General features: G+C 68.6%; 12 protein-coding genes and 2 pseudogenes. 3 read left to right on the top strand and 11 right to left on the bottom strand.

Features of this window, described 5'->3' with window-relative positions:
- Positions 1–215 precede the first annotated feature (215 nt).
- The 9 genes from AX690_RS10145 to AX690_RS10105 all read right to left on the bottom strand — a co-directional run bounded on the left by AX690_RS10145 (position 216) and on the right by AX690_RS10105 (position 10,526).
- On the bottom strand, positions 216–1,115 hold the full coding sequence (locus AX690_RS10145; protein ID WP_082769602.1) for a DUF4198 domain-containing protein: 900 nt from the start codon (positions 1,113–1,115) through the stop codon (positions 216–218).
- Positions 1,112–1,630, bottom strand: a complete 519-nt coding sequence (locus AX690_RS10140; protein ID WP_066686239.1) for a DUF2271 domain-containing protein — start codon at positions 1,628–1,630, stop codon at positions 1,112–1,114. The genes AX690_RS10145 and AX690_RS10140 overlap by 4 nt, the downstream gene beginning before the upstream one ends.
- A 10-nt stretch (positions 1,631–1,640) precedes the next feature.
- Entirely contained in the window at positions 1,641–2,270 is a 630-nt protein-coding gene (locus tag AX690_RS10135) for a PepSY-associated TM helix domain-containing protein (RefSeq protein ID WP_066686238.1), read from the bottom strand.
- Positions 2,271–2,414: 144 nt separating this feature from the next.
- Positions 2,415–3,143 carry a 2OG-Fe dioxygenase family protein gene (locus AX690_RS10130; protein WP_066686236.1) on the bottom strand — a complete coding sequence of 243 codons (729 nt, stop codon included), beginning with the start codon at positions 3,141–3,143 and terminating at the stop codon, positions 2,415–2,417.
- On the bottom strand, positions 3,140–3,553 hold the full coding sequence (locus AX690_RS10125; protein WP_066686235.1) for a group III truncated hemoglobin: 414 nt from the start codon (positions 3,551–3,553) through the stop codon (positions 3,140–3,142). Before AX690_RS10125 ends, AX690_RS10130 begins: the two co-directional genes overlap by 4 nt.
- A gap of 218 nt (positions 3,554–3,771) precedes the next feature.
- Positions 3,772–6,192 (bottom strand): glycoside hydrolase family 3 N-terminal domain-containing protein, encoded by a 2,421-nt coding sequence (locus AX690_RS10120; protein ID WP_066686234.1) that lies wholly within the window; start codon positions 6,190–6,192, stop codon positions 3,772–3,774.
- Positions 6,193–6,681: 489 nt separating this feature from the next.
- Positions 6,682–7,194: a hypothetical protein gene (locus tag AX690_RS10115; RefSeq protein WP_066686245.1), complete on the bottom strand. Its 513-nt coding sequence runs from the start codon at positions 7,192–7,194 to the stop codon at positions 6,682–6,684.
- 208 nt (positions 7,195–7,402) lie between these two features.
- Positions 7,403–9,364, bottom strand: a complete 1,962-nt coding sequence (locus AX690_RS10110; protein ID WP_082769601.1) for a M61 family metallopeptidase — start codon at positions 9,362–9,364, stop codon at positions 7,403–7,405.
- A gap of 271 nt (positions 9,365–9,635) precedes the next feature.
- Positions 9,636–10,526 (bottom strand): BON domain-containing protein, encoded by an 891-nt coding sequence (locus tag AX690_RS10105; protein ID WP_066686227.1) that lies wholly within the window; start codon positions 10,524–10,526, stop codon positions 9,636–9,638.
- Positions 10,527–10,719: 193 nt separating this feature from the next.
- On the opposite strand from AX690_RS10105, the gene dnaG reads away from it, so the two are divergent.
- The 3 genes and pseudogenes from dnaG to rpoD all read left to right on the top strand — a co-directional run bounded on the left by dnaG (position 10,720) and on the right by rpoD (position 16,554).
- Complete coding sequence (gene dnaG, locus AX690_RS10100) at positions 10,720–12,648, top strand: DNA primase (RefSeq protein WP_066686224.1); 1,929 nt, start codon at positions 10,720–10,722, stop codon at positions 12,646–12,648.
- Positions 12,649–12,804: 156 nt separating this feature from the next.
- A pseudogene (locus AX690_RS10095) lies at positions 12,805–14,157 on the top strand (sensor histidine kinase); the annotation flags it as partial.
- Positions 14,158–14,595: 438 nt separating this feature from the next.
- Entirely contained in the window at positions 14,596–16,554 is a 1,959-nt protein-coding gene (gene rpoD / locus AX690_RS10090; RefSeq protein WP_066686222.1) for an RNA polymerase sigma factor RpoD, read from the top strand.
- Positions 16,555–16,606: 52 nt separating this feature from the next.
- Here rpoD and AX690_RS10085 read toward each other — a convergent pair whose 3' ends face one another.
- Both AX690_RS10085 and AX690_RS23275 read right to left on the bottom strand, forming a co-directional pair.
- Positions 16,607–16,873 carry a DUF2798 domain-containing protein gene (locus AX690_RS10085; RefSeq protein WP_066686221.1) on the bottom strand — a complete coding sequence of 89 codons (267 nt, stop codon included), beginning with the start codon at positions 16,871–16,873 and terminating at the stop codon, positions 16,607–16,609.
- 167 nt (positions 16,874–17,040) lie between these two features.
- Positions 17,041–17,704, bottom strand: a pseudogene (locus AX690_RS23275) (peptidase M56); the annotation flags it as partial.

Genomic DNA, 17,704 nt, shown 5'->3' with positions numbered 1-17,704 from the left:
CCGCCGAACGCGCGCACGGCGCCGCCCACCGGGCGGGCGGGGGGCGTGGTCAGGGCGGGGACAAGGACGCGGGGCATGGCTTTTCAGAAACAGAAAAGCCGTGTCATCCCGGCCGTAGCGAAGCGGAGAGCCGGGACCCAGGGGCGACCGCACCGGGCTTGGCCCCTGGGTCCCGGGTCGGCTACGCCGCCCGGGATGACACGGCTGTTTGCGGGTTAAGGCCGCTGGGCTTCGATGACGGCGGTGTAGCTGGCGCTCATGCCATTGCCGGCGAGCGGCGTGGCGGGGCCTTGCGGGGCCGCGCCCGGGCCGCCCGGACCGCCCATGCCGGGGCCGCCGGGCCCACGGCCGGTCTCGCCCGAGCGGACCGTGGCGTTGACCCAGTACATGCCGGCTTCCGGCAGGGTGAACTTCACCGCGCCGTCGGCGCCGGTCTTGACCTTGATCTCGCCGGGCGTGGCGCGCCAGCGGGCGCCGCCGGGGATGAACGTCACTTCGAGGTCGGCGGCGGGCTTGCCGTCCAGCACGAACTTGAAGGTCGCCGGCTCGGTGGCGACGACGTCGGTCGGATTGGTCACCGGGACCAGCTCCAGGCCCTTGCCGGTCGGCGCCAGGGCGACCGTCGTGGGCTTGTCGCGGGTGACGAAGGTCTCGTTACGGCTGGCCATCTTGATGGTCTTCAGGTCGGCGGCGCCGGCCGGGACCTGCTTGGCGAAGTCGTCGGCCGAACCGCGGAAGCGCTTGACCTCGCCGTTCTCGGTCCAGCTGGCCATGACCGCGTTGCTGGCCGTGAAGATCTTGTAGGTGCCCGGCTTGGAAAGCTGGACGTCGAAGGTCGAGCGGTACTGGCCGGTCGAGGCGTTCTGGATCTTGTCGGCCGCGCCGTCCGGACCCAGCACCTGGACGCCGTCGGTGCGCATCGCCCGGTGGTCGGGATAGAAGAGTTCGTTGGAGATGGCCGCGTCGACCGTCACCCAGGCGTTGTCGCCCGACAGGGTGGTGAAGGCCGGCAGCAGCCAGCCCCGGTGAGCCGAGGCCGACATCGGCAGGGCGAGAGCCACGCCGACGGCGGCGACGGCGAGAAGGCGCTTCTTGAAGGTCATGGCTTTTCTCACTTCACGGAAACGGTGACGGCGCCCAGCTCGGCCGAGCCCTTGGCCGAAGCCGGCTTGCCGGGCTTGCCCCAGGTGAACGGAACACGGACGGCCTCGTGGCCGCCGACCTCGCGGGCGGCCTCGACCACCAGGTTGTACTGACCGGGCTTCAGGGCCTTAAGCGCGCCCTTCGAGCCGGCGAAGACCAGCTTCTGCGGCCCCGGGGCGCGGGTGGCGCCGCTGACGCCGTCAGCCGGGAAGCTCATCTCGCGACCGGCCTTGCGCCACCACTGGCGCATGTCCTTCAGCCACTTGGCGCCGTGGTCTTCCCGGTTGTCGGCGTCGTACCAGACGGCCAGGGTGCCGGCGGCGCTGGCGTCGGCCGGGTTCTCGATCCAGATGGCGACGTAGGGCTTGTGATACTCGGCGACCGACAGGCGCGGGATCTCCACGGTGACGTTGAGATCGGCGGCCATGGCCGGGGCGCCAGCGGCGGCCGCGCCGGCGAAGGTGAGCAGCGAAAGCTTGGACTTCACGGTGTCTGCCTCAAAGGTGGACGAACAGGATGACGAGGATGACCGGCGCGGCCAGGCCCAGGCCGACCAGGGGCCAGGTCAACGGACGCGCGCGGGCGTGGAACTGCAAGAGGATCAGGCCGGTGACCGTGAAGATCACGCAGGCCACGGCGAAGATGTCGATGAACCAGCTCCAGGCCTTGCCGGAGTTGCGGCCCTTGTGCAGGTCGTTGAGCAGGGAGACGACGCCGCGCGTCGTTTTCTCGTGCTCGATCGCGCCGGTCTCGCGGTCGATCGACAGCCAGGCGTCGCCGCCGGGACGGGCCAGGGCGACATAGACCTCTTCGGGCGACCACTCGCCCTCGCGGCCGGCGACATCGGCGCCGACGGCCTTATCGAGGAAGGGCTCCAGCGGGACGGGCAGGGGTCGCTTGCCCTCTTCCGGACCCTTGGCCAGCAGGGCCATCAGCTCGGGCGGCAGGGTCGCCGTGCGGCTGACGACCTTGGGCTGGGCCTCGATCTGGCCGGCGTGGTTCAGGGTGATGCCGGTGATCGCGAACAGCAGCATGCCGATCAGGGACACGGCCGCGCTGATCCAGTGCCACTGGTGCAGCTGCTTCAGCCAGAACGAGCGGCGGTGCTGGTCGGCGGCGGACTTCACGGGCGTTCGAGAAACCTTGGCGATGAAGGTTCGTCCTTACTTGAGAACGAATTGCAATATCAAGCGCGAAGGTGGGCCTCGCGCCTGATTGATCGCTTTTCCACCGCCTGGGTGTCGAGGAGATGTCGGAATGTCGCCGCGCCGTTACAGCAGAGCTTGCTCGTCTCGCGCATCGGGACGCCGGAAGGTGGCGACCAACACGTCGCGGATCGCGGGCAGGGCCGGATCCAGCGGGCGGATCGCGGTGACGCCATGCAGCACGCGGTGGTCGTCGACGCAGACCATGTCGCCCGGCGCGGTCAGGGTGAAGGAGCCCAGGCTCGTCCCGTCCGGCGCGTAGATGTCGGTGACGCCGCTGTCGACGTTGCGGCGGTCGACCAGCATGACCATCACCCAGTCGACGCCATCGCGGTGCGCGCCCTCGGGCGTCGGCAGGCCGGCCATGTCGGCGCGGGCCTCGATGCGGAACTGGTGTAGCTCGACATGCCAGGGTTGCGGCGGATCGGGGGTCGGGGGCTGGAAGAGCTCCAGGCCCGCCGCGATCACGCCCTGGGTCACCGGATGGTCGGCGATCGCCTCGGTGACCGGCTCGAACCAGCGCTGCACGCCGCCGTTCAGCGGGTTGTAGTCGCGGCTCTGCCAGTGCGGCTGGTGCGGCTTGCGGACGACGGCTTCGGGCGAGACCGCGAAGGCCGCGAACCGGCGCCGGCGATAGCGGCCGCCGTCGGCCATGAAGCCGTCCAGCGGCAGGTCGTTCCAGCTGTCGGCGAAGGCTTGCCAACCGGCCGCCGCCTCGGCGCCGAGCAGCGCCAGGGTCTCGGGGCCCTCGAAGCGGACGAAGCCGTCGGCGGCCAGCGCCGCGCGCGCGCTCACGCCACCGCTTCCGGTTTGAAGAACAGGCCGAGTTTCAGGCTCTTGGCGATCCGCTCGGCCTTCTGGCCGATGACGGCGGCGCGGGGGGCGTCGAACAGGTCGGCGCAGGTCTGGTGAAAGAGGCCCAGCCACGGCGTGAACAGGCCCTCGGTGAGGCCCTCGACGTGGTGGTGGACGACCATCGGCTGGCCCTTGTAGCGGCCGCTGGTGTTCAGCACGGACGACCAGAAATCCTTCAGCGTCGCCAGGTGCTTGGGCCAGCCGTCCTCGCCGATCGCGGTCTCGAAGATCGGGCCCAGGCGGTGATGGCGTCGGATGCGCGCGTAGAAGGTCTCTACGAGCAGGTCGATCTCTTCGTCCGTGAACGGAGCGGCGTCGGCGCGGATTTGGGCGCGGTCGGAAGCAGACATGGCCGCGATATGGGCCCTTAAGCTCCGGGACTGAACCCCGCCGCGATCAAACTTGGCTTTAGATTGTTACTTAAGGGGGCAGGGGGAGTTCCTTCCCCGCGATGCGGGGGAGGTGGCCCAGAGGGCCGGAGGGGGCCAGCTGGGCGAACGCCGCATTAGCCCCCTCAGTCGCTCCGCGACAGCTCCCCCGCGATGCGGGGGAGCATCTGGAAGCGGCCTCACGCCACCGTCAGCGTGGCCTTCTTCAGGTCCACCGAGTTCGGGCCGACCAGGATCGAGAAGTCGCCCGGCTCGACGACGCGCTGCATGTCGAGGTTCCAGAACCACAGGTCCGACGGCTTGATCTCGAAGGTCACCGTGGTCTTGGCGCCAGGGGCCAGGGTGACGCGCTTGAAGTGCTTCAGCTCCAGGACCGGACGGGTGACCGTCGCGGTCTCATCGTGGACGTAGAGCTGGACCACTTCGTCGCCCGCCACCTTGCCGGTGTTGGTCACGTCGACCTCGACCTTGACGCTCTCGCCCTGGCCGATCTTGGCCTTGGCCAGGCGCGGCGCCGAGATGTCGAAGGTCGTGTACGACAGGCCGAAGCCGAACGGATAGAGCGGGGTGACGTCGCCGCCCAGATAGCCGCGACGGGCCGTCGGCTTGCGGTTGTAGTAGATCGGCAGCTGGCCGACGTTGCGCGCGATGCTGACCGGCAGCTTGCCGCCCGGATTGGCGCGGCCGAACAGCACGTCGGCGGCGGCGTTGCCGGTTTCCTGCCCCAGGTACCAGCCCTCGATGATGGCGTCGGCGCGCTCGGCCAGCAGGTTGATCGACAGCGGACGACCGTTCAGCAGGAAGACGACGGTCGGCTTGCCCAGGTCGAAGATCGCCTTGGCCAGGTCGTTCTGCTGGCCGATCAGGTCCAGGCTCTCGCGGTCGCCCAGGTGGTTGTCGGCCCAGGCCTCGCGGCTGGTCTGCTCGTTGTCGCCCAGCACCATGACGACCACGTCGGCCTTCTTGGCGACCTCGACGGCTTCGGCGATGAGCTTGGCGTTGACGGCCGGGTCGGTGAAGTTGACCTGGTCTTGGGCCCAGATGCGCTGCTCGGTGATGCGCACGGCCTCGGCGTAGTCGAGAGCAAAGCCCTGCGCCTTGGCCTCGGCGGCCAGACCCTCGTGGATCGAGACCACGTGGCGCGGCACGTCCGAGTAGCCGCCGATCGGCGTGTCCTTGGCGTGCGTGCCCAGGAGGGCCAGGCGCTTGATCTTCTTGCCGTCCAGCGGCAGGACGCCTTTGTCGTTCTTGAGCAGCACGACGGCCTTGCGGGCGGCCTCGCGGGCCAGGGCGATCGCGTCCGGCGTCGCGGTCTTGGCGTCGGCGGTCTTCTCGTCGCAATAGGGGTTCTCGAACAGGCCGCCCTCGAACTTCATGGTCAGGACGCGGGCCACGGCCGCGTCGACCTCGAACTGCGGGATGCGGCCGGCCTTCACCAGCTCGGGGATCAGGGCGTAGGCCTCGCCGTCCGGCAGCTCGACGTCGACGCCGGCGTGCAGGGCGCGGACGGCGGTCTCGCCCAGATCGTTGGTCAGCTTGTGACGGCTGATCATCTCCTTGATGGCGAAGTAGTCGCTCTGGACCGAGCCCTTGTAGCCCCACTCCTCGCGCAGGATCTTGGTCAGCAGCCAGCGGCTGCCATGCGAGGGCACGCCGTCGATCTCGTTGTACGACGGCATGACGGCGCGGACCGGCAGCTCTTTCACCGCGCGTTCGAACGGCGGGAAGAAGTTCTCGCGCAGGACGCGCTCGGAGATCTGGGCCGGGCCGACATTGGTGCCGTTCTCGGGCTGGCCGTGGCCGGTCATGTGCTTGAGGGTGACGAACACCTTGTCCTTGGCCAGCGGCAGGGTCGTCCCCTGGAAGCCGCGGATGGCGGCCAGGCCGATCTCGGCGCAGACGTGCGGGTCCTCGCCATAGGTCTCCTCGATGCGGCCCCAGCGCGGGTCGCGGGCCACGTCGACGACGGGCGCGAGGGCGAGGTTCGAACCCCGGGCGCGCATCTCGCGGGCGGCGACGGCGAAGATCTTTTCGGTCAGCTCGGTGTCGAAGGTGGAGGCCAGGGCGATGGCCTGCGGGAAGCTGGTCGCGTCGCGGGCGACGTAGCCGTGCAGGGCCTCGTCGTGCATCAGCATCGGGATGCCCAGCCGCGTCTTCTCGACCGCCCACTTCTGGGCGGCGTTGGTGTAGCGGGCGGTTTCCTTGGCGTTGCGGTTGATCGCGCCGTCGTCGGCGCCGGCCGCCGCGCCGATCACCGATACAGGCTTGGCGCCCTTGCGGTCGGACGGACGCGAGATCTGGCCCAGGCCATGGGGGAAGTTCTTGCTGGCCTGCTCGGGCGAGAACTCGCCTTCCGGGGTCTGGATCTTGTTCTTGGTCAGCCAGATGCCGATCAGCTGGGCGGCCTTCTCCTCCAGCGTCATGCGCGAGAGCAGGTCCTGGACGCGAGCGTCGATCGGCTGGGTCGGATCCTTGTAGAGCGGCTTGCCGCCCGAGCTCTTCGGGGCCTTGCTGGCGGTCTGGGCCAAGGCCGGCATGGCGGCGGCGGACAGAGCGGCGAGGCTCGCGCCGAACAGGCGGCGGGTGATGGCGGTGGTCATCTGAACGTTTCCCCGGGGCTACGCGAATGGCGCGGCGGCTCTCGGGCCGCCTTCGCGCGGCACTATGGGGGCAGTTGTCTGACCACTCAAGCCGGAAATGGTACCGGTCTCATGATCCGCTCGGCGGAAATAGCTAGCGCGCTCCTGAGGGCCCTCTGACTGACGGCAAAATCGGCGAAGTGGGATTGCCCACCTTCAAGGAGACGAAAATGATCGAGCCGTTGATTACCCAGTTGAATGCTCGGGTGGCTTCAGTCGCCGATCCTCTCACCCACGAGGTTATGTGGTTTACGGTATGGCGTTGGAGAGACACTCCTAGCGCCTACTACGCTCGGCCGGAATCTAGCGAGCCCATGGCCATTGATCGGAAGGATCGGTGGAACCTTGCAACACAGGCGGAAAGGAACCGGATGATTGGGCCGGATATCGTGATCTGGGACGATCCTCCTCCCTTTCTGAGTTGGCCGTAACAGCCCCTCTTGGGGGCGGCTAGTGCAGCGCAAAGCCCCCGGCTGGCGGCGGGGCCAGTTGGGTCTCGTCCATCCAGGCGGGCCAGACCGCCGTCGGCCATTCGCCGATCACGTACTGCGAGCGGACGATGGCCAGCCATTGCCGCAGGGCGTCGGTCGTCAGGGCCAGGCTTGCGCCCCGTGCGTCGCCCTCGGGCTTGAAGACCAGGACCACGCCGTCCGGTCCCGTCGCGATGTCGATGCTGGTTACGCAACCGCCGCTGGTTTGCGCCGCGACGGGCGGTTCGGCGCCGAGCGCGGCCTCCGCGGCCTGCTGGGCGAACTCCTGCAGCAGCGCATCTCCGCCTTGCTGCTCCAGCCAGCCGACGAGGCGGGGGATCAGAATGCGCAACATGCGCTGGGTCAGCCACAGGACCAGCGTCTCGCCCTTGGCCGTCTCGCCGGACAGGCGGATGCGATCCTCGTTGATCACATACTGGGTGGTGACACGCTGAAGCTCCGGCGTGTCCGGTATGGCGGGGGCTTGGTCCATCAGGACCCACAGATAGCCCCTCGCGGCGCCAAGCGCCAAGGTCGCCGATTGTCGGGGAGGCCAGATGCGAAAAAGGGCCCGCCGTTGGGAGAGGGGGGTGGCGGGCCCTTTTGTACGCGTTCAGAGGGAATGAACAGGCGGGAAAATGGCATAATCGCCGGCTTCCCGCCCTTCTCCATTTCGTCGCAGGTTGCGAAGCGCTCGCAGCTTACTTGCGCGGCGTCAGGATGTCGTCGAGACGCGTGGGCGCGCCGGCGATCTTCTCCAGGCGCGGGTAGCGCAGGCCGCCGCGGTAGTCGATCTTGACGCTCTTGTAGCGCGAGCCGTCCTTGAGCAGCAGTTCGACCAGCGGGTTCTCGGGCTTCATGGCGGCGGTGACGGCGGCCTTCAGCTTGTCGCCGTCGAAGGCCTCGCCATTGACCGCCACGACCGTGAGGCCCTGGGTCAGGCCGGCCTTGAACGCCGGACCGCCCCACTGCACGTCGCTGATCACGCCGTCCGAGCCGACCGACAGGCCCAGAGAATAGCTGAGGCCGGTGCTCTTGGCGCGGCTCTCGGCGGCCTTCATGAACTCGGTCGGCGTGGCGGTGTAGACCAGCTTGTAGCCGCCGCGCTCCAGGCCATCCAGCGGGCCTTTTTCCTGCACCTCCTGGATGCGGGTCTTCAGGAAGCTGGCCCAGTCATGGGCGACCACGCCGTTCAGCGTGCTGACCACGTCGTCGAACGTATAGGTGCGCGGCACGTACGAGCCGTTGTCGACGCCGAAGAAGGCCTTGGCGAAGTCGTCCAGCGACTTCTTGCCGCCGGTCTTCTCGCGGATCAGGGTGTCGGCGTCGAGCCAGACCAGCAGGCCTTCGGAATAGTAGTCCTCGCTGCGCTGCCACGACAGCCACGACAGCGGCTTGCGGTTGGCGATGATCGGGTCGTTGGTGGTGTCCTGCACGGGACGCCAGTCGCGGCCGCGGCGGTTGTCGTAGGTCGCGGCGGTGGCGGCGATCGAGTCCAGCGCCTGCTGCTTGGTCAGAAGCCCCGAGCGGGCGGCCAGCACATTGCCCCAGTACTGGGTCTGGCCCTCATAGACCCACATCATGCTGTCGCGCATCGGCACGTTCAGATTGGGGGTCCACAGGTCGGCGGCGCGCCGGAACTTGCCGTTCCACGAGTGGGTGTATTCGTGGCTCAGCAGGTCGCGGCCGACGAAGCTCTTGTCCCACTCGGTGAAGTACTTGGGCGTGACGCGGTTTTCCGACGAGCGGTGGTGCTCCAGGCCGATGCCGCCGATCTTGTCCGACAGGGCGACCAGGAAGTCGTAGTGGTCGTAGTGGTGCGCGCCGTACAGCTTGTAGGCCTGCTGCACGAGGTTCTTGTGGATCTGGATATGCTCGGGCTTGGCCTCCAGCAGCTCGGGGCTGTCGGCGACCATGTTCAGGCGCACGGGCGCGGGGCCGGTGGGGTCGAGGTCGATCGACTTGAAGTACTTGCCGGCGAAGATCGGGCTATCGACCAGGGTCTCGACCGTGGTCGGCTTGAACGTGGTGACCTGGCCCTCGACCTTGGCGGTTTCCAGCGCCGTGGCCAGCTTCCAGCCCTCCGGCAGCTTGACGCTGGCCTCGATCGGGATGCGGCGGGTGTAGTAGCCGGCCGGGTACATCGTCACCTGCAACCACTGCAGGTTCAGCATCTCGGGCGTGACCTCGATGCGGCCGACCTTGCCCTCGACGGCGGTCAGGAACTGGTAGCTGACTTGGATCTCGCTGACCCCGGCCGGCACGTCGACGTGGAAGGCGTGGACGCTGACGACGTCGCGCGTCCAGGGGATGCGCTTGCCATTGGCCGTGACCGCCAGGCCCGCCAGCTTGTCGAGGTCGTTGCGCGGCGAGTGGCCGCCCGGGACCCACTGCGGATACAGGAACACGAAGTCGCCGGCCTTGCTGACCGGGATGGTCGTGGTGACGTTCCAGATCTTGCGGTCCAGGTCGGTGGCGTCGACGGCCAGCTTCAGCGTGCCGGCATAGGGAATGTCCTGCGGCGCGGCGATCGGCGCGGTCGGGGCGGCCGACTCCGGCCACGGCTGGGAGCCGATCGGGCTCGGGACCTGGGCCAGGGCGGCCGTGGCGGCCAGGGACAGGACGGAGACGGAGAAGAACAGCGCTTTCACGAAACACCCCAATGCGGCGCGCGGGCGTGCTCCCGCGACGAGAAGCCGGGATGTTTGTGGCGTTAATAACCTCTTGTCGAGGCCAAGTTGGCCTCCGTGGGCGGAATATGGGCTAACGTTTCGGGCGTGAAACGAAGCTGCGGATGCGTAATCAAAACGATGCTCCCCCGCGATGCGGGGGAGCTGTCGCGGAGCGACTGAGGGGGCGAACTAGAGGCAGGCCGAGTTAGCCCCCTCCGGCCCTCTGGGCCACCTCCCCCGCATCGCGGGGGAGAATCTTTGATCAACCCAGCGGATCGGTCGGCGGAACGGTGGTCGCGGTCGATGTCATCCCGGTCCCGCGATCGACGCGCAGGTTGTTCTGGACGTGGTCGACGCCCGACACCGTCTCGGCGATGGCCTCGGCGCGCTTCTTGTCCTCCCGCGAGCGGACCGTGCCGGTGAGCGTGACCTCGGAATCCTGGACCATCACCTCGACGCCCTGGGCGTCCAGCCAGGCGTCGTCGGTCAGGCGGTCGCTGACATCCTCGCGGATGCGCTCGTCCGAGCGGCGGTAGCCCTTGGGCCCGCGCCCCCGGTGCTCGCCGTCCGCCTGGCGGCGTTGCGACGCGTCGCGGTCGCCCATCCAGGAGGAGACCTCGTCGCGGGCCCGGTCGAACCAGGTGCGCTCCTCCTCCTGCGGGCGCGACCGATCGCGGCCGCCGAACGCGCGATACGGATTGTAGTCGCCATAGGCGCCGTCGCGGTCATAGCGGTCGCGTTCGCGGCGCTGGTCGCGGTGCTCGAAATAGCGTTCATCGCCATAGTCGGCGGTGCGGCTGGAATAGCCGCTCGAGCCGTAGTCGCCGGTCGCGCCGCCGAAGTCATGGCCGCCGACGCGGCCCCAGTCGCCCGGCTGGCGATAGCCGGCGGCGCCCGCGCCATAGTCCGCGCCGGAGTTCATCCGGCCGTAGCCAAAGTCGCCGCCCTGCTGGGCCGCCCGCAGGAACTGGCCGCCGCCCCGCCGCTTGTCGGTGCGATAGCCGTCGTCGGTGCGGTATCCGCCCTCGCTGCGATAGCTGTTGTCATAGGCCGGATCGCGGCGGCGGCTGGCGTCGTAGCCATAGCCTCGGTCCTGGTCGAAATCGGGCTCGACGTCGAAGCGGCCCTCGCGATCGTTCCATCGTTGCGGCATGGGTCTTCTCCCTGGCGTTCTGGACAAGCGGGCGCGTCCCTCGTGCAGGACTGCGTCTCATCGGAAAGAACGGGCGGGCGGGAAGCGCTGTTCCTACGGCGGCGTTTGATCGGAGGTTTCTGGAGTTATCTCGGATGGACCGATACTATGCCGCATAGGTATATTCCTCGCCTCTTAGGCCATCCAACCCTCGATGCGTTTCGACGACCGCTTCCTCGAAGAACTGAAGTCCCGCCTTCGCCCGTCCGACGTCGTCGGCAAGACGGTGAAGCTGCGGCGGCAGGGGCGCGAGTATGCGGGGCTGTCGCCGTTCACCAAGGAGAAGAGCCCGTCGTTCTTCGTCAACGACGAGAAGGGCTTCTACCACTGCTTCTCCAGCGGCAAGCACGGCGACATCATCAGCTTCCTGCAGGAGACCGAGCGGCTGACCTTCGCCGAGGCGGTCGAGCGTCTGGCGGCCGAGGCGGGCATGAGCCTGCCCGACGTCGATCCCCGGGCCGCGCGCGAGGAGCAGAAGCGCTCGTCCCTCGGCGACTGGATGGAGCTGGCGGCCGCCTGGTTCGAGGGCGAGCTGCGCCGGCCCGGCGGCCAGGCGGCGCGCGCCTATCTGGAAAAGCGCGGCCTGCCCGAGAAGGAATGGAGCCGTTTCCGCATCGGCTTCGCGCCCAACAACCGCACGGCGCTGAAGGACTATCTGATCGCCAAGGGCGCCAAGCCGGGCGACCTCGTGGACGCCGGGGTGCTGATCTCGCCCGAGGACGGCGGCCAGCCCTATGACCGCTTCCGCGACCGGATCATCTTCCCGATCACCGACAGCCGGGGAAAGGTCGTCTCGTTCGGCGGCCGGGCCATGGACCCCGCCGCCCGCGCCAAGTACCTGAACGGCCCCGAGACCAGCCTCTTCCACAAGGGCCGGGTGCTGTACGGCCTGTTCGAGGCCCGCAAGATCCTGCACGCCGGCCAGACCGCCGGCGAGAAGCCGCCGATGGTGGTGGTCGAGGGCTATATGGACGTCATCGCCTGCCAGCGCGCCGGGATTCCGGCCGTAGCGGCCATGGGCACGGCCCTGACGGAAGAACAGATGGAGGGGCTCTGGCGCCTGCATCCGACGCCCACGCTCTGCTTCGACGGCGACAAGGCCGGCAAGCGCGCCGCCGACCGCGCCATCGACCGCGCGCTGCCGCTGCTGAAGCCGGGCCGGTCGTTCCTGTTCTCGATGCCGGTGGGCGGCAAGGACCCGGACGACGTGCTGCGCGAGCAGGGACCGGCGGCGCTGAAGGCGCAGCTCTCCGACACCAAGCCCTTCGTCCAGGCCCTCTTCGAGCGCGAGAAGGAGGTCGAGCCCTTCGACACGCCCGAGCAGCGCACGAACCTGAAGGTCCGCCTGCGCACCCTGGCGGCGACCATCGCCGACAAGGACCTGGCCCACGCCTACAAGGAAGAGCTGCTCGACCGCCTGGACGAGATGCGCGCCGCGCGACGCCAGGCCCAGACGCCCAGCGAGGCGGGCCGCACCATGGCGCGGGCGCGCTGGGACAACACGCCCCGGCGCGGCGGCAAGGGTCGGCTGGAAGGCTCCACCGCCGAGGGGCGCCAGGCCGCCGCGGCCCTGCAGCAAGCGCCGCGCCCGTTCTCGGCGGCGCTGCTGATCGCCGCGATCCGCGATCCCAAGGTCGTCGACGACCGGATCGAGGTGCTGATGAACCAGGGCTTCGGCGACCAGCGGCTGGACGCCATCGCCCAGGAGCTGGTGAACCTGCGCATGGACGCCGACCACGTCGAGGCGAACATGGTGCGCGGGCGGCTGGCCTCGGCCGGCTATGACGACCAGACCCTGGCGGCGCTGGAGCGCTCGGCCGCGCACGTCAAGGCGCTGGACGCCGCCCAGAGCGCCGCCCAGAGCCCGGAGGACGCGATCCGGGGGCTATGGTCGCAGGCCTTCGACCTCCTGCTGCGGCTGACGGCGCTGGAGCGGGCCGTGGACGACGCCAAGGCGGATCTGGCCGACGAGAGCGACTTCCAGACTCTGCTGCGGCTGAAGACCGAGCGCGACGCGGTCAAGCGGCTGATCGACAGCGGCGGCTGGACAGACCCCAGCCTGGTGGCGCAGCTCCTCCATTAGAGTTTAGCGGCTTCAACCTTCACGGTTGCCTTTCGATCGCGGGAGTTGTGTGCTGGCGTGGCGCGCCAGGACGGACCGCCGATCTCTTGGCCACGCGCCGGAAGCCACTGCGAGACCAGCTTGTCGGACCTCGAAAGACTGCAATCCACCCTGACCACGGAGGCGGTGACGCGCGTGGTCGCCAGCGAGGCGCGCTTCCGAGCGGCGATCGAGGCGGTGCAGGGCGTGCTGTGGACCAACAACGCGCGCGGCCAGATGGAAGGCGAGCAGCCGGCTTGGGCGGCGCTGACCGGCCAGACGCGCGAAGAATACGAGGGCTTTGGCTGGACCAAGGCCGTGCATCCCAACGATATCCAGCCCACGCTGAAGGCCTGGCTGCAGGCGGTGGCCGAAAAACGCGCGTTCGAGTTCGAGCACCGGGTGCGGCGGCGCGACGGCGTCTGGCGTGATTGCCGCATCCGCGCCGTCCCCCTGTTCGAAGAGACCGGCGAGATCCGCGAGTGGGTCGGCGTCCATACCGACATCACCGAGCAGAAGGCGGCCGCCGACAAGCTGCGCGAGAGCGAGGCGCTGTTTCGCACCTTGGCCGACGCCGCGCCCGCGCCGATCTGGATGACGGAGCCTTCCGGCGAGGTCGAGTTCGTCAACGCCGCCTTCGCCGAGTTGGCCAATGTCGAGCGCGGCGCCCTGATGGGCCATGCCTGGATCGCCTTGATCCATCCCGACGACGTCGCCGAGATCCTGGTCCGGCGCGAGGCGGCGCGCAAAGGTCCCGACGCCTACAGTTTCGAGGCGCGCTTCCGGCGTTATCCGGAGGGGTGGCGCTGGATGCTGGTCAACGCCAAGCCGCGCATCGACGCCAGCGGCGCCTTCCTGGGCTATGTCGGCATGGCCATGGACCTCACCGAGATCAAGACGGCCCAGGCCCACCAGCAGCTGCTGATCAACGAGCTGAACCACCGGGTCAAGAACACCCTGTCCTCGATCCAGTCGATCGCTCGCCAGACCCTGCGCGCGGACGACGTGGCGCCGCGGGCCCGCGACCGGTTCGTCGAGCGCCTGATGGCGATGTCGGCGGCCCATAATGTGCTGACCAGCGAAAACTGGTCGGGCGCGGTCATCGACGACATCCTGCGCGAGGCCCTGAAGCCGTTCTCGGACGATCGCGACCCCGACCGCATCACGATCAGCGGCCCCTCCCTGCGCGTCGAGCCTGGCGCGGCCCTGGCCCTGGCGCTCGCGGCTCACGAGCTGGGCACCAACGCGGCCAAGTACGGCGCCCTGTCGTCGCCGGGCGGCCGAGTCAGCGTCGAGTGGGCGCTGGAGGACGACCGCCACGCCGTGGTCCGCTGGCGCGAGCGGGGCGGGCCCGAGGTCAGCGCCCCGACCCATCGCGGCTTCGGCGCGCGGCTCCTCGAGCGCGGCTTGGCGGGCGACCTCGGCGGCAAGCCGGAACTGATCTTCCTGCCGGGAGGCGTCGAGGCCAGGTTGCCGGTTCGCGTCGCCTGACCCGTAGCTGGCGCCAAGGTGTTTGGGCCTGGCGCTGCAAATCTTTGCGGTCCGGACGCCGTCCCATCTTGACACTGGCGTCACCCACGGCCACATGCCGACTCAAGGATTTGCCACGCAGCTGATTGACATCGCTCGGGCCGCCGGAGCGCGCGCCCTTATCGAAACAGGATGTCACCCTCGCCGCCGCCCCAAGTCCCCAGCGGTCGCTGACCCCTTCGGGAGACGCGCCAGACCGCGCTTATCGCCTTGTGTCTCCGACGGGTCTCTCGCGGAGCGTTCTCACGTGGCGGCGAGCGCAGGATGGCGACCTGACGGGAACGTGATCCCTGGGTAAGCGCTGAACAAGAGCGCGGACGAGGCCGGCAAGCCTTTTCGAAACGAATTTTTCGGCGCGCGCCTTGCAGGATCGAGGCGACGTCGATTGCGGAGAGCTTGATGAGCACCAATTCCTCGGCCGAGACGGAAGCCCCGGAAACCACCGGCGGTGATGGCCCGCTGCTCGACCTGACCGACGCCGGCGTCAAGAAGTTCATCAAGCAGGCGAAAGCCCGCGGCTACGTCACGATGGACGAGCTGAACAAGGTGCTGCCGTCGGAGGAAGTGTCTCCCGACGCGATCGAAGACACCCTGGCCATGCTCAGTGAGATGGGCGTCAATGTCGTCGAGGCCGAAGAAGACGCCGAGGGCGGCGAGGGCGGCGAAGTCGCCACCCGCGACGAAGGCACGGCCGTCATCACCAGCGACAAGCCGGCCGCCTATGATCGCACCGACGATCCGGTGCGCATGTACCTGCGCGAGATGGGCTCGGTGGAGCTGCTTTCGCGCGAGGGCGAAATCGCCATCGCCAAGCGCATCGAGGCCGGCCGCGACACCATGATCCGCGGCCTCTGCGAGTCCGCCCTGACCTTCGAAGCCATCATGGTGTGGCGCGAGGAGCTGGGCTCGGGCCGCATCCTGCTGCGCGAGGTCATCGACCTGGAAGCCACCTACGCCGCGATCAACGGCGTGGCCGCCGCGCCCGCCGCCGAGGACGAGGAAGGCCCGGCCGAGCCGATCGATGACGAAGCCGGCGAGGCCAAGGCCGAGGGCGCCGAAGGCGAGGACGACGACGACTTCGACGACGGCGCCGGCCCGACCGTCAGCGCCATGGAAGGCGAGCTGCGCGAAGGCGTGATGGCCATTCTGGACGCCATCGCCAGCGAGTTCGAAAGCTTCCGCAAGCTGCAGGACAAGCTGGTCGGTAGCCGCCTGAAGGGCGAGGACCTGTCGGAAGCCGACCGCAAGGCCTACGAAGGCCTGTCGGCGACGATCATCCAGCACCTGAAGACGCTGAAGCTGAACAACAACCGCATCGAGGCGCTGGTCGAGCAGCTCTATGCGATCAACAAGCGCCTGATCGGCCTGGAAGGCCGCCTGCTGCGCCTGGCCGACAGCTACGGCATCAGCCGCGCCGAGTTCCTGAAGGCCTATTTCGGCTCGGAGCTGAACCCGACCTGGACCGACCAGGTCAAGGCGATGGGCGTGCGTTGGACCAAGTTCGTCGAGAACGACAACAACTCGATCAGCGACATCCGCCAGGAGATCGCGGCCCTGGCCACCGAGACCGGCGTGCCGATCGACGACTATCGCCGCATCGTCCAGACCGTTCAGAAGGGCGAGCGCGAGGCCCGTCAGGCCAAGAAGGAGATGGTCGAGGCCAACCTTCGTCTCGTGATCTCGATCGCCAAGAAGTACACCAACCGCGGCCTGCAGTTCCTGGACCTGATCCAGGAAGGCAACATCGGCCTGATGAAGGCGGTCGACAAGTTCGAGTACCGCCGCGGCTACAAGTTCTCGACCTACGCCACCTGGTGGATCCGTCAGGCGATCACCCGCTCGATCGCCGACCAGGCGCGCACCATCCGCATCCCGGTGCACATGATCGAGACGATCAACAAGATCGTCCGCACCAGCCGCCAGATGCTGCACGAGATCGGCCGCGAGCCGACCCCGGAAGAGCTGGCCGAAAAGCTGGCCATGCCGCTGGAAAAGGTCCGCAAGGTCCTGAAGATCGCCAAGGAGCCGATCTCGCTCGAAACGCCGATCGGCGACGAGGAAGACAGCCACCTGGGCGACTTCATCGAGGACAAGAACGCCGTCCTGCCGATCGACGCGGCCATCCAGAGCAACCTGCGGGAAACCACCACCCGCGTGCTGGCCTCGCTGACCCCGCGTGAAGAGCGCGTGCTGCGCATGCGCTTCGGCATCGGCATGAACACCGACCACACGCTGGAAGAAGTTGGCCAGCAGTTCTCGGTGACCCGCGAACGCATCCGCCAGATCGAGGCGAAAGCCCTGCGCAAGCTCAAGCACCCGTCGCGGTCGCGCAAGCTGCGCAGCTTCCTGGACAGCTAGGACATGGCGAGGGCGGCTCTCACGAGCCGCCCTTCTTGTTTGCGCTGATGGCCTAACGCGTCGGCGGGGCCACGATCAGGCCAACGATGCGCCGCACCAGCGGCAGCACCAGCAGCAGGGTGGGAAAAGCCACCAGCCACGACAGGCCCCAGGCCGACATCCACGTCGCCCCGAGCCCGGGCGACAGGCCCACGGACCGTAAGGTCGAGATGCCGGACACCACGAAGGTCATGATCACCGACAGCACCAGGGGCATGACGACGGCCGCGTAGCGGGCGGGCAGGCGCTGGAACGTGATGATCGAGGGATGAGATTGCATCGAGAGACTCACTGACGAGGTCCGGCCATTTCGCATCCACCGGAGAAGCTCCGGCTGTCCGGCCGGAACCGGAGGGGATGCGTTGCCTGACGTGAGACGCTTACGGTCGCGGAAGCGACAATAGTCTCTTAGCTTCTTTGCGAATGACTCGCAAGTGGCGTCAATGATCAGCGATCCGCGGCCCGCCGTTCCAGTCGATCCGCCTGGCGCTCCATTTCATCCGCCTGCGCGGGCATGCGCCGAGCGACGTCCTGCAATTCCTCGTCCGTCACCGTCTGGCCGCGCGCGCGGTTCTCGGCGATCTGCTGGGCGCGGTAGGCGGGGTCCCGAAGGCGGGCGGCTTCCTCGCGCATCTGGCGCGCGCCGGCCCGCATCTGCTCGGCGCCCCTGGCCATGTCGGCGCGAGATTGTCTCATCGCCACCGCCTGCGCGCGGTCGGCGGCCTTGCGGGCCTCTTCGCTGATGCGCCGGGTTTCTTCGGCCGAGAGGCGAACCTGCTGGGCGTAGACGCGCGCCTGGGCGCGAGCCTGGGCGCTAGCCACCCGGGCGGCCGCTTCGATCTCGTCGCGGTGGGCCTCGACCTGGCGGCGGATCTGCTCGGCGTTGACGCGGGCGGCTTCTGCCTGGGTCCTGGCCCACTCAGCCTGGGCCCGCGCCTGGGCTCTTTCCCAATTGGCCTGCGCTCGCGCCTGGACGAGATCGTAGGCGTCGGCCGCGTCAGCCGCCGGCGCCGCTAGGGCCGCTGGCGCCGCTGGCGCGGCCTCCGGGGCGGGAGCGGGCTCGGCGGCTGGCGCGGGAGGAGCCGGTTCGGCCGGGGGCGCGGGTGGGGCG

Source organism: Caulobacter sp. CCH9-E1 (assembly GCF_001556515.1).
Taxonomy (GTDB): Bacteria; Pseudomonadota; Alphaproteobacteria; order Caulobacterales; family Caulobacteraceae; genus Caulobacter.
Note: the sequence above shows the minus strand (reverse complement) of the source record. Positions and strands in the feature narration are given on the sequence as shown.